Origin of the sequence: Pseudoalteromonas sp. P1-11 (assembly GCF_001399995.1) — a bacterium.
Lineage (GTDB): Bacteria > Pseudomonadota > Gammaproteobacteria > Enterobacterales > Alteromonadaceae > Pseudoalteromonas > Pseudoalteromonas atlantica.
The window spans coordinates 60,852-84,873 of record NZ_LJSP01000009.1 but is presented as its reverse complement, the minus strand read 5'-3'; the positions used below and the strand labels follow the sequence as shown (position 1 = coordinate 84,873).

At 41.4% G+C, this 24,022-nt stretch carries 25 protein-coding genes and 2 tRNA genes; 11 read left to right on the top strand and 16 right to left on the bottom strand.

Annotated elements, in window-relative coordinates; genetic code table 11:
- Positions 1-30: 30 nt before the first annotated feature.
- Entirely contained in the window at positions 31-795 is a 765-nt protein-coding gene (locus tag AN390_RS14840; RefSeq protein ID WP_004587229.1) for a class II glutamine amidotransferase, read from the bottom strand.
- A 297-nt stretch (positions 796-1,092) separates the two neighbouring features.
- Between AN390_RS14840 and fadE the strand changes: the two genes are divergently transcribed.
- Positions 1,093-3,549: an acyl-CoA dehydrogenase FadE gene (gene fadE, locus AN390_RS14835; protein ID WP_029772579.1), complete on the top strand. Its 2,457-nt coding sequence runs from the start codon at positions 1,093-1,095 to the stop codon at positions 3,547-3,549.
- A 4-nt stretch (positions 3,550-3,553) separates the two neighbouring features.
- Here fadE and AN390_RS14830 read toward each other — a convergent pair whose 3' ends face one another.
- Positions 3,554-4,666 carry a DUF6136 family protein gene (locus tag AN390_RS14830; RefSeq protein ID WP_055255238.1) on the bottom strand — a complete coding sequence of 371 codons (1,113 nt, stop codon included), beginning with the start codon at positions 4,664-4,666 and terminating at the stop codon, positions 3,554-3,556.
- Complete coding sequence (locus tag AN390_RS14825) at positions 4,663-5,253, bottom strand: ATP-binding cassette domain-containing protein (RefSeq protein WP_055255237.1); 591 nt, start codon at positions 5,251-5,253, stop codon at positions 4,663-4,665. The genes AN390_RS14830 and AN390_RS14825 overlap by 4 nt, the downstream gene beginning before the upstream one ends.
- A 167-nt stretch (positions 5,254-5,420) precedes the next feature.
- Between AN390_RS14825 and AN390_RS14820 the strand changes: the two genes are divergently transcribed.
- Positions 5,421-7,343 (top strand): S9 family peptidase, encoded by a 1,923-nt coding sequence (locus tag AN390_RS14820; protein ID WP_055255236.1) that lies wholly within the window; start codon positions 5,421-5,423, stop codon positions 7,341-7,343.
- A gap of 68 nt (positions 7,344-7,411) precedes the next feature.
- Here AN390_RS14820 and AN390_RS14815 read toward each other — a convergent pair whose 3' ends face one another.
- The 6 genes from AN390_RS14815 to dnaQ form a co-directional block, all read right to left on the bottom strand.
- Positions 7,412-7,978, bottom strand: a complete 567-nt coding sequence (locus AN390_RS14815; protein ID WP_236695111.1) for a transcriptional regulator — start codon at positions 7,976-7,978, stop codon at positions 7,412-7,414.
- Between the two features lie 267 nt (positions 7,979-8,245).
- On the bottom strand, positions 8,246-8,392 hold the full coding sequence (locus AN390_RS19750) for a helix-turn-helix domain-containing protein (protein ID WP_223230549.1): 147 nt from the start codon (positions 8,390-8,392) through the stop codon (positions 8,246-8,248).
- 233 nt (positions 8,393-8,625) lie between these two features.
- A tRNA-Asp gene (locus AN390_RS14810) sits at positions 8,626-8,702 on the bottom strand.
- 53 nt (positions 8,703-8,755) lie between these two features.
- Positions 8,756-8,836, bottom strand: a tRNA-Asp gene (locus AN390_RS14805).
- 98 nt (positions 8,837-8,934) lie between these two features.
- Positions 8,935-10,305 (bottom strand): TIGR03503 family protein, encoded by a 1,371-nt coding sequence (locus AN390_RS14800; RefSeq protein WP_055255235.1) that lies wholly within the window; start codon positions 10,303-10,305, stop codon positions 8,935-8,937.
- Positions 10,306-10,313: 8 nt separating this feature from the next.
- Positions 10,314-11,027 carry a DNA polymerase III subunit epsilon gene (gene dnaQ, locus AN390_RS14795; protein WP_004585981.1) on the bottom strand — a complete coding sequence of 238 codons (714 nt, stop codon included), beginning with the start codon at positions 11,025-11,027 and terminating at the stop codon, positions 10,314-10,316.
- Positions 11,028-11,095: 68 nt separating this feature from the next.
- On the opposite strand from dnaQ, the gene rnhA reads away from it, so the two are divergent.
- A complete protein-coding gene (gene rnhA, locus AN390_RS14790) occupies positions 11,096-11,560 on the top strand; it encodes a ribonuclease HI (RefSeq protein WP_004585980.1) in 465 nt (154 codons plus the stop codon).
- Positions 11,561-11,638: 78 nt separating this feature from the next.
- Here the strand turns inward: rnhA and AN390_RS14785 are convergent, their stop codons facing one another.
- The gene (locus AN390_RS14785) at positions 11,639-12,415 is read right to left on the bottom strand and encodes a class I SAM-dependent methyltransferase (protein WP_055255234.1); all 777 of its coding nucleotides are present in this window, start codon (positions 12,413-12,415) and stop codon (positions 11,639-11,641) included.
- A 53-nt stretch (positions 12,416-12,468) separates the two neighbouring features.
- Here AN390_RS14785 and gloB point away from each other — a divergent pair, with 53 nt between their 5' ends.
- On the top strand, positions 12,469-13,242 hold the full coding sequence (gene gloB, locus AN390_RS14780; protein WP_055255233.1) for a hydroxyacylglutathione hydrolase: 774 nt from the start codon (positions 12,469-12,471) through the stop codon (positions 13,240-13,242).
- A gap of 184 nt (positions 13,243-13,426) precedes the next feature.
- The gene (locus AN390_RS14775; RefSeq protein ID WP_055255232.1) at positions 13,427-15,004 is read left to right on the top strand and encodes a LysM peptidoglycan-binding domain-containing protein; all 1,578 of its coding nucleotides are present in this window, start codon (positions 13,427-13,429) and stop codon (positions 15,002-15,004) included.
- Between the two features lie 274 nt (positions 15,005-15,278).
- Here AN390_RS14775 and AN390_RS14770 read toward each other — a convergent pair whose 3' ends face one another.
- From AN390_RS14770 to AN390_RS14760, 3 genes are read right to left on the bottom strand one after another with little or no spacing between them, the layout of a single operon-like run.
- Complete coding sequence (locus AN390_RS14770; RefSeq protein ID WP_024033689.1) at positions 15,279-15,728, bottom strand: flavodoxin; 450 nt, start codon at positions 15,726-15,728, stop codon at positions 15,279-15,281.
- On the bottom strand, positions 15,728-16,492 hold the full coding sequence (gene truC / locus AN390_RS14765; protein ID WP_055255231.1) for a tRNA pseudouridine(65) synthase TruC: 765 nt from the start codon (positions 16,490-16,492) through the stop codon (positions 15,728-15,730). The genes AN390_RS14770 and truC overlap by 1 nt, the downstream gene beginning before the upstream one ends.
- The gene (locus tag AN390_RS14760) at positions 16,485-16,805 is read right to left on the bottom strand and encodes a YqcC family protein (protein WP_004585974.1); all 321 of its coding nucleotides are present in this window, start codon (positions 16,803-16,805) and stop codon (positions 16,485-16,487) included. The genes truC and AN390_RS14760 overlap by 8 nt, the downstream gene beginning before the upstream one ends.
- Before the next feature lie 105 nt (positions 16,806-16,910).
- Between AN390_RS14760 and AN390_RS14755 the strand changes: the two genes are divergently transcribed.
- Both AN390_RS14755 and AN390_RS14750 read left to right on the top strand, forming a co-directional pair.
- A complete protein-coding gene (locus AN390_RS14755; protein WP_024033692.1) occupies positions 16,911-17,939 on the top strand; it encodes a DUF3549 family protein in 1,029 nt (342 codons plus the stop codon).
- A complete protein-coding gene (locus AN390_RS14750) occupies positions 17,939-18,238 on the top strand; it encodes a DUF3301 domain-containing protein (protein WP_004585972.1) in 300 nt (99 codons plus the stop codon). The genes AN390_RS14755 and AN390_RS14750 overlap by 1 nt, the downstream gene beginning before the upstream one ends.
- A gap of 741 nt (positions 18,239-18,979) precedes the next feature.
- On the opposite strand, the gene AN390_RS14745 is transcribed toward AN390_RS14750, so the two are convergent.
- Positions 18,980-19,624, bottom strand: a complete 645-nt coding sequence (locus AN390_RS14745) for a GNAT family N-acetyltransferase (RefSeq protein WP_055255230.1) — start codon at positions 19,622-19,624, stop codon at positions 18,980-18,982.
- Between the two features lie 211 nt (positions 19,625-19,835).
- Between AN390_RS14745 and AN390_RS14740 the strand changes: the two genes are divergently transcribed.
- The 3 genes from AN390_RS14740 (at position 19,836) to AN390_RS14730 (ending at position 21,397) form a co-directional block, all read left to right on the top strand.
- Positions 19,836-20,075 (top strand): DUF2789 domain-containing protein, encoded by a 240-nt coding sequence (locus AN390_RS14740; protein WP_055255229.1) that lies wholly within the window; start codon positions 19,836-19,838, stop codon positions 20,073-20,075.
- 271 nt (positions 20,076-20,346) lie between these two features.
- On the top strand, positions 20,347-20,610 hold the full coding sequence (locus tag AN390_RS14735; RefSeq protein WP_004585969.1) for a hypothetical protein: 264 nt from the start codon (positions 20,347-20,349) through the stop codon (positions 20,608-20,610).
- A 13-nt stretch (positions 20,611-20,623) separates the two neighbouring features.
- Positions 20,624-21,397 carry a Zn-ribbon-containing protein gene (locus AN390_RS14730; protein WP_004585968.1) on the top strand — a complete coding sequence of 258 codons (774 nt, stop codon included), beginning with the start codon at positions 20,624-20,626 and terminating at the stop codon, positions 21,395-21,397.
- 225 nt (positions 21,398-21,622) lie between these two features.
- Here the strand turns inward: AN390_RS14730 and syd are convergent, their stop codons facing one another.
- Positions 21,623-22,162 carry a SecY-interacting protein gene (gene syd / locus AN390_RS14725; RefSeq protein WP_055255228.1) on the bottom strand — a complete coding sequence of 180 codons (540 nt, stop codon included), beginning with the start codon at positions 22,160-22,162 and terminating at the stop codon, positions 21,623-21,625.
- Positions 22,163-22,221: 59 nt separating this feature from the next.
- Here syd and queF point away from each other — a divergent pair, with 59 nt between their 5' ends.
- Entirely contained in the window at positions 22,222-23,067 is an 846-nt protein-coding gene (gene queF, locus AN390_RS14720; RefSeq protein WP_055255227.1) for an NADPH-dependent 7-cyano-7-deazaguanine reductase QueF, read from the top strand.
- Positions 23,068-23,132: 65 nt separating this feature from the next.
- On the opposite strand, the gene AN390_RS14715 is transcribed toward queF, so the two are convergent.
- The gene (locus AN390_RS14715; RefSeq protein ID WP_055255226.1) at positions 23,133-24,014 is read right to left on the bottom strand and encodes a peptidylprolyl isomerase; all 882 of its coding nucleotides are present in this window, start codon (positions 24,012-24,014) and stop codon (positions 23,133-23,135) included.
- Positions 24,015-24,022: the final 8 nt, after the last annotated feature.

Genomic DNA, 24,022 nt, shown 5'->3' with positions numbered 1-24,022 from the left:
TTTTTTTGTGTTTGCTTTTAGGCTAATTAACTAAATTAGTTCGCCCATTTTAAATAACGCAAACTCCCCTGGCTGCATTTTTTGCCAGCGTTCGTCGTTGGTTAATGGCCGTGTAGCTATTACTGTTACTACATCGTTTGGGGTGGTTTCTTCGTTAAAATCAACCACCATATCGGCATCAATTAACGTTGCTTTACCAAATGGCGCTCGGCGCGTTATGTAGTGTAAGTTATTCGTGCAGTAAGCCAATACAAATACGCCATCGGTCAATAACATATTAAATACGCCCTTTTCACGTAACGTATGTGAAAGCTTAGCCGCATATCTAAATACAGAGGCCATATTAGAGGGACGTTTTGGGTATTTTTCACGAATTTTATCTAGCAACCAACAAAACGCCAGCTCACTGTCGGTGTTACCCACAGGGCGATAATATTGTGGTTTTAAATCGTGATAGTTAGATAACTGGCCATTATGTGCATAGGTAATTTCGCGCCCCCAAAGCTCACGAGTAAACGGGTGGGTATTTTCAAGGCACACTCGACCACGGTTGCCTTGGCGAATATGGCTAATTACCGACACGCTTTTAATGGGGTAAGCTTTTACTAGCTTGGCGATTTCTGATTGATAGCTTGGCTCAGGATCTTTAAAGGTTCTACACCCTTTACCCTCATAAAACGTTATACCCCAGCCATCTTTATGCGGGCCAGTATTACCACCGCGCTCTAACAAACCTGAAAAACTAAAACAAATATCCGTAGGTACGTTGGCTGACATGCCAAGTAATTCACACATTAATAAACTAACCCTTAAAAAATACGTATAAATAGCGCTGTACTTTACTGTGCGCTACAACAGACATACTTACTTAAAAAAACTTTTTTGGCTAGCTGATTTACTGATTTTTAGCGCTTAAATAATCGCTGTGATTGAATTAAACACAGCAGTGGTGCATGCTTGTTCCTTATAAAGGGAATGATGATAAGCATAATGGCTAGTTTGTCGTTAATTTAACGCTGTAATGTACTTGAAACTTACGCTCACTAGCGCTACTCTAACTGAGGTGGTCTGACCTCTATTAAGGAATAAGCAATGACACTCATATTTACACTCGGTTTAATCGCACTGCTCAGCATCGCGGTTTACCACAGAGCGAGTTGGAACACAGCACTTGGTGTTTCTGCCGCAACATTACTAATTGGTACCTTTGCAGGTGCTTTTGGTTTAATTAGCTGGTTGATCTTTTTGATCATCGCAGTTCCTCTTTCTGTTACTGGCATTCGTCAGCAATATATAATCAAGCCGATTTTTACTACCTTTAAAAAAGTAACGCCAAGCATGTCTGACACTGAAAAGTCAGCAATCGATGCCGGTACTACGTGGTGGGAAGCTGATTTATTTTGTGGTAACCCAGATTGGAAAAAGCTACACCAATACCCAGTACCAAAGCTGACTATTGAAGAGCAAGCCTTTATTGATGGCCCTGTAGAAGTAGTATGTAGCATGCTAGATGATTGGGAAGCAACACACGAGCTTACCGATTTACCGCAAGATGTATGGCAATATCTAAAAGATAATAAATTCTTTGCCATGATCATCAAAAAAGAATACGGCGGTTTAGAGTTTTCTGCGTTTGCACAATCATGTGTTCTGCAAAAGTTAACCAGTAAATCGACCTTACTATCGTCAATTGTAGGTGTACCTAACTCGTTAGGCCCAGGTGAATTACTACAGCACTACGGTACTGAAGATCAAAAAAATCATTATTTACCGCGCTTAGCCCAAGGCCAAGAAATTCCATGTTTTGCATTAACTTCGCCAGAAGCAGGGTCTGACGCAAGCTCAATTCCTGATTACGGTGTTGTGTGTAAAGGGCAATGGAACGGTGAAGAAGTAGTAGGTATCAGCCTTACCTGGAACAAGCGTTACATTACTCTTGCACCAGTGGCTACAGTACTTGGTCTTGCCTTTAAACTACAAGATCCAGATGGTTTACTAAGCGACAACAAAGAGCCAGGCATTACCTGTGCACTTATTCCAACTAACACGCCAGGTGTTGAAATTGGTCGTCGCCACTTCCCGCTTAACGTACCATTTCAAAATGGCCCGACTCGCGGTAAAGATATTTTTGTACCCCTTGATTACATTATTGGTGGCCCAGAAATGGCTGGCCAAGGCTGGCGCATGCTGGTTGAATGTTTATCGGTTGGCCGTGCAATTACATTGCCATCAAACTCTGCCGGTGGCATTAAAACAATTGCCGTAGCAACAGGTGCATACAGCCGTATTCGTCGTCAGTTCCGTTTACCTATTGGTAAAATGGAAGGTGTTGAAGAGTCACTGGCTAAACTTGCAGGTTACGCTTACAGCTCAGATGCAGCCGTTAGTATGTCAACGGGTGCGGTAGATTTAGGTGAAAAGCCATCGGTTGTTTCAGCTATTATTAAATACCACCTAACCGAGCAAATGCGCGAGTCGACCATTCATGCAATGGACGTACTTGGCGGTAAAGGGATTATGCTTGGGCCAAATAACTATCTAGGTCGTGGCTATCAAGGTGCCCCTATTGCTATAACAGTAGAAGGTGCCAACATCTTGACCCGTAATATGATTATTTATGGTCAAGGTGCAATTCGCTGTCATCCATTTGTACTAACCGAGCTTGGTGCTTGTGAAATTGAAGACCGCGAAGAAGCGCTTAACGTATTTGATAAAGCGCTAATGGGCCACATTGGCTTTACAATGTCGAACCTTGTACGTACTAAGTGGCTTGCGCTTAGTGGTGCACGTTTTACTAGCGTACCGTACAAAGACGACACCGCAGAGTTTTACCGTATAGCATCACGCTTTAGTGCATCGCTTGCGCTTATGTCTGACATTAGCATGGCGGTATTTGGTGGCTCGCTTAAACGTAAAGAACGTATTTCAGCACGTTTAGGTGACTTACTAAGCTACTTATATTTGGTGTCTGCAACGCTTAAGCGTTATAACGATGAAGGCCGTAAACAAGAAGATTTAGCCCTAGTAAAATGGAGCTGTCAGGATCATCTTTACCACTGCCAACGTGCCCTTGCTGATTTAATCAATAACATGCCCTCTGCCCCATTACGTGGCGTATTAAAAGTATTGTTATTCCCGTTTGGTCGCCCGGTTCGTAAACCTACCGACAAACTTGAGCATAAACTAGCACAACTACTTCAAGTACCTAGCGAAACGCGTAACCGTTTAGCAAGCTATGTTTACTTAAAAGATGAGCCACTAAACCTAGTTGGCCGTCAAGAGCAAACACTTAAAGACGTACTGGCTGTAGAGCCGTTATTTGAACGAGTATGTAAAGAAAAAGGCCTTAAACTGCCATTCTTCCAACTTGATAAAGTAGCGCAAATGGGCCTTGAAGCTGGCATATTAAGCCAAGCAGAAGCTGATAAATTAGCCGCTGTTGAAAAAGCCCGCTTAGACGTAATTAACGTTGATGACTTTGACCCAGCTGATTTATTAGCAGGCAAAGCCGCACGTAAAAGTGAAGACAGCAAAGCAGATGCAGCTTAACCCGTTAGGTTAACGCAGCCAACAGTCCGCCTGTTGTGATCATCCAAACCAGCGCGTAATGCGCTGGTTTTTTTTGCACGATAGCTTGTTGGAGTGCGCACCAAATAATGCCAGTTAATAGCAACAAGCCACTTGCTTGGTTGAATAAAGCAAAATAACCAATAAGCGAAAGTAAGAGCACAATTAAACTAGGAACAAATTGGCCAATAAAAAATGCTGTTTGCTTATTCTGCATTTTAAAAAACACACTATATTGTTGATGTAGATGACTACAATCAAATTGTAATGAACTACTAAACAACACCACAAAAGCTAGTGACAAAATACTAAATATATCAGCTAAATTAGCGCGCTCTTGTAGTAGTACCTCAAATGCCATAAATACGCACAACAATAAAGTACCTCGCCAAATCAAAGTCCAGCTGTTGTGTATAAAAAACATTAGCCAAAAGCCTGTAAGTGAGCTTAGATCTAACTTAGCTGCAAAATTAAAAGGTACCATTAAGGTGCTTAAGGCAAATAACAGCACAAAGACATACTGATAAGTCAGTGGACTTACATCAAACGGTAACATTAGCCACATTGCAGATAACAAAAATCCATAAACAAGCGCAATTGGCTTGTATAAGCATAAAATGCCGAGCGTAAATTGTAATAGTAAAAACACCAAAAAATGCGGCACCCTAAGCCACTGGTTTATGCTCAGGTCAATCGCGATAACAAGGCTTGCAATCAACCAGCCATTACTTAACAGCAAAAGCTTTATATCCACCAAACCAAGCCAATACCGCTTTACCAATGTCTGTTGAAACGCTCGTTGGGCTGAGTTTTTTATTGCGGACTTCATTGCGCTCAACATTACACTTTGTAGCAGCAAATACAGCCAAGCCATTTTCGCACCATATTGAGGTGCATCACTACTATCAATAATTTTTCCAAGCCCTAAAAAAAGTAGCAATATCAAACCCAACACTGACGAGCCTAACACCACTAAAAATAACACCCCAAAGCTTTTCAGTTGGAATAATAATTGTGTAAGTTCAGTCTTGTATGCCAGAAAACGATAATCCATAAAAGAGCGGTATTGGTCAATTGATTGTTTTAAATTTGCAATCATAAAGGCATACACTCAAAGCCATGCAGTAAAAAAGGCTCGGGCTCGTGGCAGGTGATAATTATTTGACCTTGTGGCTTATTTACTAAATATTCATCAAGTAAAATTAGTAAATACTCAATACTCGCTTGATCAAGCGCTGCACTGGGTTCATCTAACAGTAAATACGGTGCATCACGCATAAGCGCTAAAATTAACTGACACTTCTTTTGGTTCCCTGATGATAGAGCGTCAAAGCGCGTATTTAGAAATTCATTAAAATTAAACCCATCGACTATAGCTGTTGGCCAACAACAGCCAAATGTATTTGAGGATAAGTTAATTATTTGCTTTGCTGTTAAAAAGTCGGGTAAAGCAATACTGTCAGAGGCAATAGCAACTTGCTTATGTGGGTTGGTTAACGCGTTTCCAGAAAACAAAAACTCACCACTTTCGTAAGTTTCAAGCCCCGCTAACATCATCAATAGAGTTGTTTTCCCTTGGCCATTAGGTGCTTCGATGCATATTTTAGGTGCACAGAATCGCACGTTATAACCATTGTACAATATGTTTTCAGCAAACTGTTTATGTAACCCAATGACTTCTATCATAAATACTCACTTTTCAAAGAGTTATCATTATAGCGATTACTTATATAAAAACGATTTATGGTTTGTAACACTTTATTACTGTTTGCATATCAGAAATACTTGCGTTTGAAAAACGTTAGGTCAACACTTCTAAATGAAAACATAACTATAAACCAAGGAATGTACCTATGAAAAAAGCCCTCAAACTTGCCTGTATTACCTGTGCTGTATCTCTTGCATTAGCGGGTTGCAATCAATCTAATAGTTTAGGCTCTAGCGCTGTAAAAACTGAGCAAACACAACAAGTAAAAACCTACGACGCAAAAACTTTTTTTGACACCACCTCTATTATGGGCAGTAGTTTTTCACCAAGTGGTGATAAAGTGTTAGTCAGTAGCGATGAAAGCGGCATTTACAGCTTATACGAAGTCGATGTTAAAACCGGTAGTAAAACCCGCTTAACTAATTTTGAAGACAGTACTTACCCAGTGCGCTATTTCCCTAATGATGAGCGTATATTGTTTACCAAAGACTCAGGCGGTAACGAACGGTACCATGTTTACGTGCGTGAAGTTGACGGTTCAATCAAAGATTTAACCCCTGGCGATGAAACACGAGCTGGCTTTGCAGGCTTTACAAAAGACGGCAGCCAGTTTTTTATCTCAAGTAATCAGCGTGATGCCAAATTTATGGATTTATATCGTGTAGATAGTGAAACCTATAAAGTGTCTCCTGTTTATCAAAATGAGCTCGGATTAGATGTTGGCGCCATTAGCCCCGATGGACACTTTATTGCTTTATCTAAAAATAATAGCAATAAAGACAGTGATACATACATTCTCGACACTTATAAAAAAACCCTCAAGCCACAACTTATATCCCAGCATGATGATCCCGCACAATATACGCCTGAAACCTTCTCTGCTGATGGTAAATATTTATATTACTCTACAGACGCAAAAGGCGAGTTTTCACAAATGTGGCGCTATGAGTTAGCCACAGGTAAACACACGCCGGCCTTAGAAGATGAGTGGGATGTAACCTTTATCTATTTTTCTAAATCTGGTCGCTACCAAGTAAGTGGTGTCAATGCCGATGCCAGTACCAAAGTGTCTATTTTAGATACTCTGACAGGTAAACAAGTTGCTATGCCCGCCCTACCCAATGGTAATTTACACGGTGTGAATTTCTCAAGTGACGAGAAAACCATGGCGTTTTATTTAAACTCAGACACCTCACCAAGCAATTTATTTGTTTGGCAAGTCGGTAGTAATAAAGCTAAGCAGCTTACTAACACATTAAGTAAAGACATAGATCAAAACGACTTAGTAGAGAGCACCATTGTACGCTTTAAAAGTTTTGATACTCTAGAAATACCAGGCGTGTTGTATAAACCAAAACAAGCCAACAGAAACAATAAAGTACCTGCGCTGGTGTGGGTGCATGGTGGCCCTGGTGGGCAAAGCCGTACTGGTTACAGAGCAATGCAACAACATTTAGTTAATCATGGCTATGCTATTTTTGCAGTTAACAACCGGGGGAGTTCAGGGTATGGCAAAACATTTTTTCATTTGGACGATAAAAAGCACGGCACTGACGACTTACAAGATATTGTGTACGGTAAAAAGCACCTGCAGAGTTTAGAGTGGGTTGATGCCGATAAAATTGGCATCATAGGGGGCAGCTACGGCGGCTTTATGACTGCTGCAGCCCTTGCTTTTGAGCCGGAAGAATTCAAAGTCGGTATTAATATTTTTGGGGTTACTAACTGGGTAAGAACGCTAAACTCAATTCCACCCTGGTGGGAGAGTTTTAAAAAGGCGTTGTACGATGAAATGGGCGACCCTGCAACAGATGGTGAGCGTCATCGGGCTATATCGCCACTATTTCATGCTAAAAATATCACTAAACCTTTAATGGTAATACAAGGCGCTAACGATCCACGTGTTTTACAAGTTGAAAGCGATGAGCTCGTTGCCGCAGTCAAAGCCAATGGCGTGCCAGTAGAGTATGTATTGTTTGATGATGAAGGGCATGGTTTTACTAAAAAAGAAAACCGTATAACAGCCTCTAACGCTTACTTAAACTTTTTAGATACCTATCTAAAATAGCGCTTAAGCCCATACAACTATGGGCTAAATTTAAGATAAAAGCTGTGTGCTTGTTCGCATACAGCTTTTTATGCGTGACGCGTTAGTTTTGGTTCTAATACCGCCAGAGCTAAACCTAAAACAGCTGCAAATAATCCAATAAACTCAAGCCAGGTATTACCTGCATGTGATATGTAGCGTGGGACAGCATTTGTTGTATAAACACGTTTACCACCCGTTACTTCTTCGACAAATGATTCACCGATATACTCATCCATTAATTTAAAAAGTTCAACACGCCTTGCAAGCATCTCTTTAAGTTTTGCTGTACGCTTTTCAGCACTGGGATCTATTATATAATCTTTCCAATGATTGAAAACATTGAGTGGTTCATCATTTTTAATAATTCCAATTGAGCGATACTCATAAAAATGTTCGTTAAACACATAATTTTTATGGCCTGCATAAAATAGTGCACACCCAAACGAAATTAAAAACATTGCTAAATAAATCAATTTACGCTGAGTTACTGAAGTGCTCACAGCTTTATTTTTATACCACTGCTCAACATCCGGTATCTGCATAAGCCTGGCTTTATCATGACTTGATACAAGCGGCTTCATAAACTCATCAATTGAAAGATCTAATGCTATCAATAAGGCTCTAAATATTTCATTCGAGGGAATTGATTTATCGTTTTCAAGTTTTGATATATACCCAAACCACCTCAAGATGCAGAATTCAGCGTCTCACAGGGGCTTAATATCAAGGCGTTACTTTGCAACAATGGCAGTCCCTTTTAAGAAGTAACAACGATGAGAGTAAGTGCCTGTGAAACGCCCAAAGGGTTGGTTTAAAAGCGATTGATACTGCGTTATTGATTTTAACAATAGAACCACTATTAATTGCTATCAATGCCTTGCCTAAATCGCTTTTAATTCCAACTGAAACTCGCATCTTGAGGTAGTTTGGGTATGATTTTGCTCTATCCCTACTTGCTGGGCAAATTCAGGTTGGCTCAATTTTTTATTATTTCTTAGCTGCTTTACTTGTTGACCTAGTGTGCTCATTTTAGTGCTTCCTTTTTTAAAGTGAGACTAGATTCTTGGCTATTCATGCAGATATAAGAAGCTGAATATTAAAGAATAGGCAGGAATATTAGCAGGTTAGCATTAAGTAGTCGATTATTGATAGCTGATAGCTGATAGCTGATAGCTGATAGCTGATAGCTGATAGCCAAAGGGTAATTTATAAAATTATTTAACCAAGGATTTTATAAGCTTGCTATTGAGGAAATAACAAGTGGCGGAGTGGACGGGACTCGAACCCGCGACCCCCGGCGTGACAGGCCGGTATTCTAACCAACTGAACTACCACTCCGCAGTGGTATGTGCATGGGGTAATGCACTTACTAATTTTGTTACGATATCAAATGGCGGAGTGGACGGGACTCGAACCCGCGACCCCNCCCCGGCGTGACAGGCCGGTATTCTAACCAACTGAACTACCACTCCGCATTTTCGTTTCTGCTTAGGTCTCCCTTTGCAGCGGCGTGAATGATACGAATCAGCCCCTACTTCGTCAAGGGCTTTTTTGTTTTTTTACAGGTTTTTTAGTCATCTGACATCGAAAGGTTTAAAATTTCACCTGATTTGTCACTTTTTGAGCCATTTTTGCCGACTTGATTTTTTTCTGCATCGGCGTTGCTCTCATCGTTTACTTTCTTTTTGTTTAAAAAAGGCGGTTTAAAGTTAAATTTGATTGGCTTTTTCTGTACAAAAATACGAATTGCTAACCACCCTAACAATAAAATGAGTAAATTACAGCCCACGATTAAAGTCACCAATGTAGAAGTGGCCATTTTTTCTTCAACGGGCTCAGCTTCCAAGGCTAGATTTTGATCAATAAGCGTAGCAGGGTCTATTTCTGGTACTGCTTCTATTGGCCTTTCTATCTCAAATTTGTATGTTGGTATTGTGGCCATAAACTCACGACCGTTTATATTAGTGCCAAAAACAGACAGTTCAACGCTGTATCTTCCCCAATCATAGTTTTTAATTGCTAGTTGGCGTGTATCACCCGCTTGCGCGTCAATTGTAAACATTTGCTCTTCATTGTTAGGGTAATAAATTTTTCCCTGCACAATAACGGTTTCGGGTTTAACTATGTTGCTATCTATATTAATAGTTAGCTGGTGATCGTCAGTATCAAGCTCTGCCAGTGCGACCTCAGATTTGAATGGCGGTTCATGCACAATGATAGGGTCTTGCACAATGCGTCGCTGTAATAAGGGGGTCGCTATATAGAGTTCTGGTGTCCACTGCCCTGCAGGAAAGTCTAATTTAAATTCGCCAGTAAACACTCCATCGTTAGGGCGTTCATCAAAGCCGCGGCCATCGTCTTTAAATTCGGCAACTTCTTGAGTGCCTGCACCAAAGTTTGCATAGCTTTCATCGTTGGTACTTACAAAGTCAACGTTTAGGCTAACTACATCTGTGAATAAGTTAGCATCGATAGGCTCATCATCATTTAAAATTTCGCCCGTTATTTTTATTGTCTCGCCTCTAAATAACATAGGAGGTAGTGGCTGTGCTTTTAAAGATACTTCCCCTAACACCACAATGCGGCTGTCGGGCAAAATGCGGCCAATAACTTGCCATGGACCAGCCATCGGTTTTTTTATGGTGATTAAGTCGTAACTAAGCTCATCAAACCAATCGAGGTTGGGATCTTTAACGGCGTTAGTGGCAAAGTACTTGCTGCCATCGGGCCTGACTAAAATAACCGCGGGCGAACCTGGCTTTCTAAAAAATAGTAAGGTTATTTCGTCTAATTGGCTGTCTATACGAAAACGGTTATCTAGCAGCGGTATTTCATTTTGTTCGCCGTCGCGTTTAAGTAGCTCTACTTGCTTAACGGCAAACGCACTGGCGCTAAACAGCGAGGTGGCGCACAGTACAGTTATAAAATACATCGTTTTCATAGTTGGCCTTATTCAGCGCGCCATAAACAGTGGCCGCCTTCTTTGTCTACAAGATCGAGTCGTGCTTCGTGTGCGCTTTGCTCAGCGTCGTTTGCGCGCAATACAACTAAAGGTGCTCGGTCACTACTTAAGCGTCTTATGCCACCAGTCTGTTGCTCGCTGCCGTCATCTTTATTTTGGTTTAAGTTTAGCTTGGTTTGCCCGCCAGTCATGGCTAGGTAAACATCGGCTAAAATTTCAGAATCCAGTAATGCGCCGTGTAATGTTCGTTTTGCGTTGTCTATATCGTAACGGCGGCACAAAGCATCTAGGTTGTTCTTTTGACCAGGATGCAAGTCACGCGCCATTTTAAGGGTGTCGAGAACTTGGCAGTACTCGTGCGTATTTGGGTAGCCTTGGTTAAGCAGCGCAAACTCGTTATCCATATGGCCCACATCGAACGGGGCGTTATGTATTACAAGCTCTGCACCTTTAATGTAGTCAAAAAACTCTTGCGCTATATCGCGGTAAAGTGGTTTATCACGTAAAAACTCGTTGGTAATACCGTGAACATCTATTGCTTCTTCTTCAATGCTGCGTTGTGGGTTAATGTAAACATGAAAATTATTACCGGTTAAACGTCGGTTTATTAATTCTACACACCCAATTTCTATAATGCGGTGCCCCTGTTTGGGGTCGATGCCGGTGGTTTCTGTATCTAAAACTATTTGTCTACGTGCCATATCGAATTTAGCCTGACTCTGGTATCTTTCTATAATCACTTTATTGTACATAATATCAAGGTAAAACAGTGCAAAAAACCGTAGAGATTTACACCGATGGCTCATGTTTAGGTAATCCGGGCCCTGGTGGTTATGGTATTTTTATGATTTATAACGGCCACGAAAAAAAATTAAGCCAAGGGTATAAGCTCACCACAAACAACCGTATGGAAATGCTCGCTGCCATTGTTGCCCTTGAATCACTCACCCGCCCTTGCACCGTTAACCTCACCACAGATAGCCAATATGTTAAGCAGGGTATTGAGTCGTGGATTGCAAATTGGAAAAAAAGGGGCTGGCAAACATCAGCAAAAAAGCCGGTTAAAAATGTTGATTTATGGAAGCGACTTGATAGCGCTTGTAGCGAGCACACGGTTACATGGAAATGGGTAAAGGGACATAGCGGGCATAAATATAACGAAATAGTTGACGATTTAGCACGTGACGCTGCAGGCAGTAGCAACCTACTTGATGATGTAGGGTATCAGCCTTAACCCGTTAAAGCTTTCGCACTTTTTAATGCCATGAGTGTAAGGCTCATGGCTGGGTTAAAAAGTGCCTACTTACATTTTTTAACTATTATTATTTTTTTGCTCACACTGTTTAAAGTGCTGCTTTGAGGTTTGCCTAAGCCCTGCCCCTTTTACAGGTGAAAACTGCGGCCTTGCATGCCACTTAGGTTTTATAGGCGTAAGCGGAGCCACGCGTTTTCGCGCCACCAGCATATACACACTCCCCATAGGTTTTAAATACTGTTTGGCAAAGCTGCGCCAAAATGCAAACCGCGAAAGCCTGTTACCCCGCGCAAGAGATGAGTAAATAAAGCGCTCATCGCTAATAATTTCAAACCCCAATAAATTAAGCCAATCTTTTACCCGCGCAGGCGTAAAAAAACGCCCCGTCCACGGCAGCTTTTGGCCGCTAAAGGGCAACATTTGTGCCAATCCACATAAACTAAACGGATTAAATCCGGTTATAACAATGTAACCACCGGGTATAAGTGTGCGATGCGCCTCGCGTAATATGTGATGTGGGTCTGAGTGATACTCTAAGCAGTGGCTTAAAATACACGCATCAACACTGTGCTCATAAAAAGGCAGTTCGTCTATATCGGCTATTACACCTGTGTAAGGCCCCTCTTCGGCAACACATACTTGGTGTTTTATAGTGCTTATGCTGGTATTAAGCTCGCCACTTAAATTACCTAATTTAAGCATATGGTAACCAAACATACGCGGCAGCCATTGATCCATTTTTTGTTCAATGTCAGCACGTAAATAATCCCCATGAGGGAACTGCTGCCATGACAGCGGTTTGGGTCCTTCTTGAAAACTAAGGGCTGGTTTCATTTTTATAGCTCGTTATACTAGGTGTTACCCGTCACTTTATAGAGCAAATTAATATGGTGCAAGTTAAAGCAATTAAAGCATTTTCTGACAATTATATTTGGTGTTTAACTACCCATAATAGCGACCTAGCGTGGGTGGTTGACCCAGGCGACGCCCAGCCCGTTATAGCGCATTTAGCAGAGCATAACTTACAGCTTGGTGGCATTTTAATTACCCATCATCATAGCGATCATACCGGTGGCGTAGCCGAGCTTGTAAAACAGTTTTCAAACATTGCAGTGTACGGTCCTATTAACAGTCCGTTTGCGGGGATCACCAATACACTGGTTGATGGCGATAGCATTGAGGTATTGGGTACGCGTTTTAACATTATTACCACCCCTGGCCATACCCTTGATCACATTTGTTATATTCATGAAGAGTTGGCTTTTACAGGCGATACCCTTTTTAGTGGGGGCTGCGGGCGATTATTTGAAGGGACGCCTGAGCAAATGTGGGAGTCGTTTAATAAGCTGCGTGAGCTACCTAAAACCTGCAAAGTGTATTGCACGCATGAATATACACAAGCCAATTTAGCATTTGCAAAAGCCGTTGAGCCGCGTAACCCTGAGCTACTCCAATACAGCGATAAAGTAGATGCACAGCGTGCTAAGGGCGAAATTACACTGCCAAGTACAATAGGCCAAGAGCTTAAAGTTAATCCGTTTATGCGCAGCGACCTACCTACTATTACAGAATTAATTCCAAAAGAATTTGTGTTGGTTACAAAAAACAATGAACCATGGGAAAACTTTGCAAGTCTGAGACGATTCAAAGACAACTTTTAGTTAAGATATGTTGACCTGTTGTAATTAATTTTGCAGCATCGTGGTTAGCTATATCCTAGGTAAAACCATTGGTTTAAAAATAGCGAATGGTTTTATCAACATGTTAAAGTTGGTCGTTAAGTGGCAATGTTGACTCATAACGGGTAGTATTCGCCGAGTTTTTTTACCTGATGTATTGGTATATATGAATAAATCTCCTCTATTAATTGCCTTGGCGCTTGCGCTAAGTGGTTGTCAAACATTAACAACCGTAGATTCAGACGCACAAGCTGCTACCCAAGCAAATAAGCGCTTAGAAGGCGCAAGCCCTAACGATATTAACAATGCATTAATGGTAAACGCCCAATATCAACACGTTGAGCAGAGCGAAGACGCCCCCGTTTTTGATGATGTGTGGGAGCGCATTCGCTACCAACTGTCTATTGATGTACCGCAAAACCGCCCTGTTGTTACCGAGCGTAATTACTATGCGCGTCATCAAGCTTATTTAGACCGCATTTCAAAACGCGCAGAACCTTACTTACATTTTATTGTTGAAGAAGTAGAAAAGCGCGAAATGCCTATCGAAATCGCCCTTTTACCTATTGTAGAAAGCGCATTTGACCCATTTGGCTACTCTAATCGCAGTGCTTCGGGTATTTGGCAATTTATGCCAGCCACTGGCGAGCGTTTTGATTTAAAACAAAACTGGTGGTACGACGGCCGACGCGACATAGTGCAATCTACGCGTGCTGCCCTTGATTACTTATCGTATTTACACAAAACCCTTGAAGGCGATTGGTTAAACGCCATTGCCGCTTATAATTCAGGCGAAGGGCGTTTAATGCGTGCGATTAAAAAAAATCGTAAAAAGCATTTACCAACAGACTTTTGGTCTCTCGACTTACCAAGCGAAACCACCGCGTATGTACCAAAGCTTTTAGCCCTTGCCGATTTATTAAAACGCGCTGATGAGTTTAATGTAAAGTGGAAACCGGTTATCAACGCGCAAGTTGTAGAAGTGGTTGATGTAGGCACGCAAATTGACCTAGCGCTGGCCGCAGATATGGCCGATATGACTCTTACTGAATTATACAGGCTAAACCCAGGCTTTAACCGCTGGGCGACCGACCCTAACGGTCCGCACTTTTTACTATTACCCACCGATAAAGCGGAACAATTCAGCCAAAAGCTGGCGCAAACAGATGTTAAAGACCGCTTACGCTGGCAGCAATACACTGTAGCGCGCGGAGATAGCCTATCGGTTATTGCTAAAAAGTTTACCACCAGCACCAGTGCTATTCGCTCGCTTAATAAATTAAAGTCAAACACCATACGTATTGGCCAACAGTTATTAGTACCCTTAACCGATGGGGCAATTAATAGCGAACATTTACCTAAGCAAATGCGTTTAGCTGCTAATAAAGCTACCCGTACTAAGCTGTCGCACACGGTTAAAAGTGGCGACACCCTGTGGGACATTAGTCGCGAATACGATGTCACCATGGATGAGCTGGCCTCGTGGAATAAACTGAAGAAAAACTCAGTATTGCGCTTAAATCAAAAGCTCATTGTTTATAAATCAGCGAGTAAACCACAAGCAACTGCAAGTACTAATCGCACCATTACGTACAAAGTACGCCGTGGTGACTCGCTTGCACGTATTGCGTCTAAATTTAATTTAACCGTAAACGAAATTATTAAGTGGAATAACTTAGCCGGCCAAAAGTATTTACAGCCAGGCCAAAAGTTAAAGCTTAAGGTTGATGTAAGAAGTAGTTAACCAACGGTTTAATAATTAAAAAAGGAGCGCATGCGCTCCTTTTTTTGTACATATAAGCAGTTAATACCAATTCGCTTAATTAAATGCTCTATTTTGAGGCCGGAAAAAGGTGTTAATAGCTAGGCAATAAATTCGCTATTTAGTTGTTCTCGGCAATTGCTCCTGCATGGCTCTACCTTCTGCATCCATGCAGTCGTAAATGAGCATTTTTTAACACAGGTAGCGACACGTTTAACCCCGCAAAATGATTAAGCATTATTGCGCATTGATGTGACTAAGCTGGTAATTTTTCAAGCCATGCTTTTAACCACGGCTCTGCTACAGGCCATGGCTCAAAGTCTTCGCAGGCATCTATTTCTAAACGGTTTCCTACTGGCTTAGCTTGCAAGTCACGAAGTAGCTCATCAAAGCTGCGCCCTGCACCGCAAAACGTATCGCCGTAGCATCTATCGCCCATGGCTATAACACCAAATGGCTTATCAGTTAGCATCGGAAATGTGCTATTCATAGCAAAGTAGAGCCCTGCTAAATTGCTAGGTACATCGCCTTGCCCTGTGGTAGAGGTAACAACTAATATATGTGAGGCGTTTTTAATATCATCAAGTGAGGCCTCACTAATAACGCTCGCAGTGTGCCCCGCTTTTTCAATTGTATTTGCAACGTCGTAGCTTAAACGTTCTGCACCGCCGTTAACGCTGCCTACAAAAATACTAATATGTGCCATTAATAATCCTTTTCTTGCTGTGGCCAACCTAGTTGCTTACATATACAAAGCATGTCTTCACCTAGTGGCGCTTTAATTACGATGGGTTTATGCGTGTAAGGGTGCACAAAACTAAGCTGCGTTGCAAATAGCATTAACCGCCTCAGTGCAAAATGCTCCCTAAAAAATTGATTATGCTGGTTATCACCATGGTTTACATCACCAATAATAGGTATTGATAAATGATTAAGGTGGCGCCTAATTTGATGCTTTCGCCCCGTTTTTGGGAAACACTCTACGAGCGAGTAACGCACCGTGGGGTATTTACCAATAGGAATTGGTAGCGTGGCTTGATGCAGACAATTAAATTTCGTTTGCGCCGCTTGTGGCGCTTTATCTTGCGTGGCAAATTTGTCAGCTATTTTATCAAGCTCTTCTTTTAACGGTTTATCTAAAAACACCGATTCAGGCGCAAAACCACGTACAAGCGCTAAATAACGTTTTGTTATAGTGCCTTCAATAAATAGCTTGTTCATGTCTCGGGCAGATTCTGAACTTAAAGCAAATAGCAGCACACCTGATGTTGGTCTATCTAGCCTGTGCACCGGAAATACATGTTGCCCTAATTGGTCGCGCAGCATCTGCATTGCAAATTGAGTTTCGTGTTTATCTAAAAAAGAGCGATGAACCAATAAGCCTGCGGGCTTATCTATGGCAACAAAGTATTCGTCTTGGTAAAGAATATTAAGCTCGCCGTACTCTACAGGTTCACCCTTTTCAGTCATGGGGTTTACCTAAAAAAGCATCAAGTTCACTAAGTAGCGTTATAATTTCGCCGCTGCCGGTTTTATCCACTAACGCCATCTCTGCCATAGGCGCAATGGCAAAATTTTGCGGCAATGGTTGGCTGAGCGTTATTAATTGCTGCATTTTTTCAATAAATACAAACTGTAACCATTGCTCAAATGCCATGGTATCGTGACAAAAAGGCACTTGAGATTGTAATTTATGCGCCTCTATTGGCGTGCTTTGCCACAGCTTATGTTTTTTTAAAAGTGTGCTTAATTGGTTTAAATAAGCCTGCGTTTGCTGATACATAACCACTCTTCTTTTTACGTTATAGGGCAATTATACCCTGTTCCCTCAATGCCTGCTATGGCGTATAATTAAGGTAATTTTGCAGTAAAAACAATTGAGATAACGATGAGCGAACACATAGCGACACTTGGCCAACTTTTAGATGGCGCCGGTACACAATGGCGTGCTTTTGATATTGGTAGGCATATTACTAAGCTTGATAAAAAACAGTTTTTAGCTATTGAGCAAGCGCAAGTTCCTTATCCTTATCCGCTTGCGGGGCATGCATGGCTGGCTATTCAATTTTGGGATAGCAAAGCAAGTAAAGAACCTTATGTATGGTTTTTAAAGTTTCCACTTGATGAGCAAAGTAAATTAGTGAGCGCGAGCCGCGATCATTTCGCTAATATGGTAATTGAAGCCCTAGGCAGCGAGATTACCGGCGAGCAAGCCGATGGTAAGCTAGATAATAACCCTTATGTGTTTACCCCTAATGCAAATAAATTAGCGGCTTTTAACGCCCAACTTAAAGTATTGTTAAAGCAACCAGCCTCTAAATATTACGAGCACACGCAGCTGTACTTTAGTGGCGCTTTAGGTTTTGATGATTGGCAAAGCGTTGCGCTACAAGGGATTGCCGATTTTGCACTGCGCTTAAATAACGACAACAACTTAGCAAACTTGCAAAAAGCTTGGCCGCATTTACCACTAGAGGTATTGCAGCCTTTGAGCGCCATGCTTGAACATGTAGAAATACCGCCATCACTCAGTGAGCTTTTAGTCGCCTATGGCCACACTGCCATTGAAAATAACGATACAATTGCACTAACTGCCGCACTGCGCTCGCTTTCAAAAGGCCAAGCCCAAGGGCTGTGTACACAACTAGTAGATGCTGCATTAAGCTCATCTGTTGGCACTGATTCAGATGTACTTTTAACGATTGCAGGGCGATGCTTTTCTCAACTAGAAGAGCCTGAACGCTTACATATTTTTATGGATAATTGTGCGCACCACCAGCAAATTGCCGAGCTATTTCCCAGTATCTTTGCTGATTTAGTTGCAATACCCACTATACGCCCACACTTACTAGGCTTATTACGTAAAGAAAACCGCAGCGAAACGCTCGCTCGCGCAATTGGAAGGTTGTTCTCTTAATGGCTACTTTGTGGACGTTTATCGCCATTGGCGCTGTAATTTACTTATTTTGGCTAAACCGAAAAGTAGCAGAAGCTGCTAACAGTCATGCCGCGCGCCAAGCTGAGCAATTACAGGTTCAGTTAATGAGCGTAGCGTGCACAAAACGCCGCTTTGGCATTTTAAAAAATGGCAAACCGGGGATCAAAAGCGAATTTATGTTTGAGTTTTCAAGTGATGGCGAAAATGCCTATCAAGGTATTTTAATTATGGAAAATGAAATGCTAAAAAGCGTTGTTGTGCCGCCACACAAAATTTAACTTTAATCGTTAAAACCGGTGGGGTTAAAGTGAAACCACTAAAATAAGTTAATACATAAAACTAAGGCGTAACAAAAGTTACGCCCCACTCTTACAGCATCCTGCTTGTTATCCTTGACCCAAAATCCGTATTATCATCCCCTGAACGAGTAAACAACCCTATTTACCCTCAACATTGCATCCTGCAAAATCCATAACCATCCTGGCTAACCCACGTAAACTAACGCTTGGCTACTTGCTGTAGCATCATCCTTGGTCATCCTTTTAAGTAGCTCCTGCCACTTTAAATGCATCCTGCATTTTCCACTTGCCGCCTTGGCCATCCTGCGTAAACTAACGCTCCTGCTACTTCCTGTAGCCTCATCCGTAAATATCCTTAAGTAGTTCCAACTACTAAGCGCTTCATGCACTTCCTAGTTCGTCCTTGCGTCCTTTTTAACTTGTCCTTTATGCTTCCTGCTAGCATCTGCTATGTTGCCTATTCCGTATCCTTGGCAGTAGCTTAGTCATTAAGCTATGTCGTCTTGACAAGTTAAATACTACGCGAGTTTGGGTTTCATCCTACTAGGTAAACAAAATTAATTTTTCGTAATATATATGAAAAAATATAAAACCACATATAAAACAAAATCTTACCCTTCTAAAGCTGCATTTGTGAACGACCGTAACTGATAATGCGCACGCCAATGTAAGATATATCTCACGGGCATATGTCCGTAATGGCGCTTATCGCTTACAGACTTACTTTGCATATGGTTTAAAAAGAAGCTCTCCGGATACTTTATTAAAGGCAAGTGCTTTAAAAGTGCTAAATCCTTCTGATTTAAAAAACGTATTATGCTCTTGGCGTGTAACAAAAACGGCAAGCCCTTTAGCCCCTGTGTTTTGAGTTGCTAAATCATCTAAGCCTCGTAACAGGTATCGCCCAAGCCCGTGGCCTTGCACGTGCGGGTCTACCGCAATAAACGCTAAATAGTAGTAATCGCCAATCTCATTAAGCGCAGTGCGTATTGTTTGCTCTTTTTCTATTAGTTGGTTGGTTTGCAAATACCCTGCGCTCAGCATTAACTTTAAGCGCCAATGCCAATAACGCTCTGGTTGTAATTGGCTGCTCGACTCAAATACACACGCCACTGCTTTTAATTTATCATCGCGGTACAAGCCTATTAATGGCAGTTTTTCTTGCCAAAAAGCACTGAGCTCTTCGCGTATCACTGAGCGTAATTTTTTCTCGTAGGCAGCCATATTATGTTGATCATAACCTAATAAATTTTGAAGTAGCGGATCATCATGATAGGCCTGATAGATTAAACTCCCTGCAGTGCTTATATCTTCAGGGGCAAGGTATTGTACGCTTAATGTGTGCTCATTAGAGGTGACTGTCATTGTGTATCCTTTTTGCTTTACTACCCTCAACGTTGCCAAACTATTTACCGTATATAAAGTAATTAGCAATTGTATGGCGAAGATGTTTATCTATACTGCAAGTTAACTATATACCTAAAGCAAAAATACCGTCAATTCAGCGAGAGTTTAACTAGCAAAGCCTATAGTCTGGCTCTAAGCTTGGTTTAATTTAATCAGATGGAGTAATAATATGGATACGACAAAACACGATATGAAAACGTTGTTTGCACAATTGGGTTTACCTAGCTCAGAACAACAGATTGACGATTTTATTGCTTCTCACACACTAGAAGACACAACGCTTTTACAACAAGCTCCTTTTTGGGATGAATCACAGCAGCATTTTTTAGCAGAATCGCTAGCAGAAGATGGCGCGTGGAGTGAAGTAATTGATGAACTTGATGTGAGGCTTCGCCAAGAAGGTAAGTAATACTAATTTGCTTAATTATGCGACCTATTTTGAGGCTCGATAAACGTGTTTATAGCTAAGCAAAAATTAACTATTTGCTTGTTCTAAATGTAAAATTTTTAACACAGGTAGCGACCCGTTTAGCCCCGCAAAATGATTAAGTAATATTGCGAATTGGTATAATCCCCCCCTCTGCTTATACCAAGGCTTTATGCGCCTTGGTATTGTTGCTACTATAGCACCCGCGCAGCAAACACTTGCTGCGCTTATATATTAAAGAGTTACAAATCTAATGAATGCAGTTGTATTTGATGCAATTAAAGTCCTTCTTGATGAAGGCAAAACCCCTACTGTTGCCCTAACTAAAAGCCGTTTAGCACAACCTGTGCCTATGCCGGTTATTATTGCCGCAGTAAGCCAATATAAAAATAACCCTGATTCAATTCATAATTTAATGAAAAACCCTGAGCAGAGCATCGTTGAGCCTAAAACATCTCAACTCGATCGCATTGAGAAAAAACTCGATAGGTTGCTAGCCCTGTTAGAGCAAAAATAATTTGAGACTATAAATGTTCGTTGTTGATTTAACGTTTGACTGCTACCAAGACACCACCCTAGAGCACGCCGAGCAAGCCATTAACCGATTAGTTAATGCACTGCGTTTTAACGGCCAAATTATGGGTGAAGAATTCCCAACTGTACTAAAAGATGGCTATTTTATTACCCGTGTAATGTGCCCAACCGAAGACGCCATGCACCCATTAAATAATAGCCCTTTTGTAAAACACAGTATTGAGAAGCTGCACAGTGCAGGTTTACTCGCCCCTAAAATAAAAGTTATCGGCCAAGACATTCACTCAAACGGTGCCGATACCTGTAAATCGCCTTCAAGCTATATTTTATACACAACCTATGTGCATACCTGTAGCCCACTGTATTGTGGTGATGACTTTTTACCCGTGCCATTGTTTACTATTCCGGCCATTGCTAATGGGGATTATAAAACACTCATAAAATGGCAAGAAGATTGGCAAGCCTGCGATCAAATACAAATTAACGGCGCTACTCGGTGTGAATTTCCAGCGCTTGAAGAAATATCAAGCACACAAAGTGACTTATACCGCCGCGGTAAAGACATTGCTAAACGTATCCGCTTTTTAACTCAAAAACCGGTTTATTATTATTTATACCGTGTAGGCGGTGTAGATAAAGCCTCAGAACTTGAGCGTAAATGCCCTAGCTGCAATAGTGAGTGGAAATTGCCAGAGCCTTGGTTTGGGTTATTTGATTTTAGGTGTGAGCCATGTGGGTTGGTATCTAATGTTTCGTGGGATTTTCAGTAACTAAAAGCCTGCACTTTGCAAAATAAAGTTACACACCTTGTACAAAATCAGCTTAATGCATTGCACTAAGCTGATTTTTTAATGCTCAATTAAATTAAGTAAAGGCCGCGAGTAAGGCTACAATATCGCTCTTTTCGCTGTAATAACTAAGCAACCTTTAACGCATCTTGCACAGGGCTTATCCTGCACAATAATTAACGATTACTGCACATTGGTTTAATTAATCTAAACCTCAAGCGCTTTTAAAAAAGATTCTATATTGGGTGCAAGTACATGATGAGGCTTTTTACCTACGTACTCTAAACATACCTCACCGGTATTTACCTGCACGGTAACCAGTAAGTCATCTTGCTCAGTTAAACCAATGAATAGGGTTTCTGGCTGCTTTAATTTTCGTTTCATTAATACATGACCGGTAATATTTTGTTGCAGCAGGTCAAAATCATCTTTATTCCAAGCTTGTAATAACTCCACACGATGACCATCTATGCTGGCTAAAATGCTACCGCCATACATGTGCCCATAAAACTCATCAACCCCTGCTGGGAAGTTCAGCTCAAGCGCGCTAGCTAAATCTGATAATGAACCTGCGGGGGTTTGCAAAGCACTTTTCCATTGAATATTGCCTTGTGCGTCTACCTCGCCAAACTCGCAAGGGCTAGGCCATTGTTCATCGTGTGCCATAAGCGGATATTTAGCGGTATTATTAACGGTTTTTTCACAAAATTGCGTGTGAAGTTGGGCCATTTGCATTGCAACAGACATACTGCGAAACTCATTTAAATTAGATATAATGTCCCTATTGTAACTATTTAAGAGCAAACATGACAGATTACAGCAATTCTCCAGACCTTAAAGGTAGTGTGTTAGGACAATCTACTGAATATGTAGATGTATATTCGCCTAGCTTGCTTTTTCCTATTGCCCGCAAGTTAAATCGTGATGCTTTAAATATTGACGAAGCCGAGTTGCCCTTTAAAGGCCAAGATATTTGGACAGGTTATGAGCTTTCGTGGTTAAACGCTAAAGGTAAACCGCAGGTTGCCGTGGCGCTGTTTACTTTTGCGTGCCAAAGCAGCCATATTATTGAGTCTAAGTCGTTTAAACTTTACTTAAATAGCTTTAATCAAACCCGCTTTGAAAGTATTGAGGTGGTAAAACAGCATTTAATTGAAGACTTATCAAATGCGGTAAATAGCGATGTAGCGGTAACGTTATACGCACCTGATGACTATAACTGCTTACCTTGCACGCCATTACCTGGGCAATGTATTGACGATTTAGATATTGAAATAGATAACTACGATATTGACGCCTACTCACTTAAATCAAAAAGTGACACCCTAGTTACTGAGACCCTGCATAGCCATTTGCTTAAATCTAACTGCTTAATTACCTCGCAGCCAGATTGGGCCAGTATAATTATTCGTTACACTGGTGAGCAAATATGCCATGAGGCACTCTTGCGTTATTTAATTTCATTTAGAACCCACAATGAGTTTCATGAGCAATGTGTAGAGCGTATTTATAGTGATTTAACCACGCAGCTAAACATTAAAGAGCTTGAAGTCTATGCGCGTTATACACGCCGCGGTGGGCTGGATATAAATCCGTATCGCTCAACGCACTATAACGATACGCCTTTTGCGGTAAAAATTAATCGCCAGTAATACCAATCGACTTAAATATCACCATAAAAAAGGAGCTTAAGCTCCTTTTTTATACCCGTTATAAGTTAATCAATGCGCTTAGTCGGAATAGGCATAGCGCACACATCAACATAATTATGGGCGTATACAAACCAAGGTTCGGTATGATTTTTTCGCGCCTCAATCAATTCTCTAAATGATTGCGAGTCTGTTTTCATAACATTAAAGGTGCTTTTATCACGCTTAATATCGGCTAATACCTCAATGTTTGTAATTGGGTTAAATGGCGTATTAGCAACAGGCTTACGCTGTAAACGATTAAAGTGCTGCATACCTTCAAGCACTCTTCCAAATACGGTAATATTTTTATCAAGGTAGCGCGGAGCTTGGCCAATGGTGACAAAAAATTCAGTGCTTGCACTGTTTATCTCATTGCCACGCGCCATGGCAAACACACCGTGGCAATGTACCTGCCAAGTTTGTGTATTAGAGGCGTTTTGTGCGACAGCAAAACCGTTTAAAAACCCCGTTACAGGCGCGTAACCATCGCCTTGTAGCTCTGTAATTTTAAGCGGCTGTGCGGTGCTATGGTAAAACTCTGCAGGCACAGTTTTATTAGCCGTTTTAATTGCTTTATTGCCTGAGCTGTCGCCTCCTTGTGCCACAAACCCTTCAACAAAACGATAAACACGGGTATTTTTATAAAAGCCTTCTCGTGCAAGTTGTTTTATGTGCGCAGTATGTTTAGCTGCAAGCTGTGGGTTAAGCTCAACATAAGCCGCCCCTGTAGGCAGCGTAATTTTTAAAACATTTTGCCTGTCTACATTTCGCCATTCGTGCGCTTTAGCATGCTTTATTACCTCGCTTGCGCTACGGGTTGGGGTTTGTTGAGTGCCCGCGTGTTGCTCTGTGTATTGGGCGCAGCCAGTTAACCCTGTTATTAGTGCTGCTAAATATAGTCCTTTCATATAATCCT